The sequence below is a fragment of the Streptomyces sp. NPDC127197 genome (genome assembly GCF_042672405.1).
Taxonomy (GTDB): domain Bacteria; phylum Actinomycetota; class Actinomycetes; order Streptomycetales; family Streptomycetaceae; genus Streptomyces; species Streptomyces flavusporus.
Map to the genome: position 1 here is coordinate 1 of NZ_JBHXVG010000154.1, position 1,090 is coordinate 1,090.

At 69.7% G+C, this 1,090-nt stretch carries 2 protein-coding genes; one reads left to right on the top strand and one right to left on the bottom strand.

Annotated elements, in window-relative coordinates; genetic code table 11:
• Window positions 1-167 (bottom strand): SDR family NAD(P)-dependent oxidoreductase (locus ACFVJQ_RS46060; protein WP_385791995.1); only part of this gene is annotated, 167 nt, incomplete at its 3' end.
• A 126-nt stretch (window positions 168-293) separates the two neighbouring features.
• On the opposite strand from ACFVJQ_RS46060, the gene ACFVJQ_RS46065 reads away from it, so the two are divergent.
• Window positions 294-902 (top strand): TetR/AcrR family transcriptional regulator, encoded by a 609-nt coding sequence (locus ACFVJQ_RS46065; RefSeq protein WP_385791993.1) that lies wholly within the window; start codon window positions 294-296, stop codon window positions 900-902.
• Window positions 903-1,090: the final 188 nt, after the last annotated feature.

A 1,090-nucleotide genomic window follows, 5' to 3' on the forward strand; every position in this document is an offset into this window, starting at 1 on the left:
CCGCCGGAGTCGGTGATTTCCGCAGCGAGGTCGGTGAGCCGGTCCTCGCGCCGGCCGACCAGGGCCACGGAGGCACCCTCGCGGGCAAGCTCCAGGGCGGTGGCGTGGCCGATGCCGCTGGAGGCCCCGGTGACCAGGGCGGCGGTTCCTTCGAGACGACGAGTCATGGTTCAAGCCTTTCGACGAACGGCCACGCTGCTCGGGGCCGTACGGGACAAGGGGAGATGGCCCACTTGGTGTGAGCCCTATGGGGTGCAGGCCGCTCAGGACTGGGCCAAAGGCACAATGGGGAAGTGAGCATCAGCGGGCAGAAGACCACCGACACCACGCGTCAAGGGACCAAGGACGACGGAGAGCTACCGCCCCGCGAACGCCTGGTCCGGGCCGCGTCACGCCTGTTCTATTACGAGGGCGTACGCGCGATCGGCGTGGAGCGGCTGATCGCCGAGGCCGGGGTGACGAAGGCGACCTTCTACCGGCACTTCGCCTCCAAGGACGACCTGGTCGTGGCCTATCTGCTGACCAAGGACGCCTACTACAAGGAGGTGGCCGAACCGCTGGCCGCCGGGCATCCGCCCGCGGAGGCGATCGACCTGATCTTCGAGGCGATCGCCGAGCACGCCCGCGAGCGCGGCTTCCGCGGATCGCCGTTCCTGAACGCGGCCGCCGAGTACCCGGACGCCGACCACCCGGTCCGCGGCCTGGTGACGTCCCACCGGGACTGGATCCGCACCCTCTTCCAGGATCTGCTCACCCGGCTCGGCCACGCCGATGCGGAGTCGGCCACCGGTGCGCTGCTGATGCTGTACGACGGCGCGATGGCAGCCGGCTACCTGGACGACTCGACGGCCGCCCACAAGACCCTGCTGGACGCGGTCCGGCTGATCCGGTCGGGAGGCTGACCCCGTCGGACCCGCGTGAAGCAGCGGCTCTGTACGGGGCCCCGGCCGGGCCGGGGCGCGGATTGGCTTCATGGAACCTTTTTGATCTCTCTTCGACGTGCACCGGCGACCTACTGGCATGTCCCGGCCTGGGGGCAGCCCGGCTAGGAAGTCCGAGCGACCGTCCCCAAGAGGCAGGAAGACCGGTC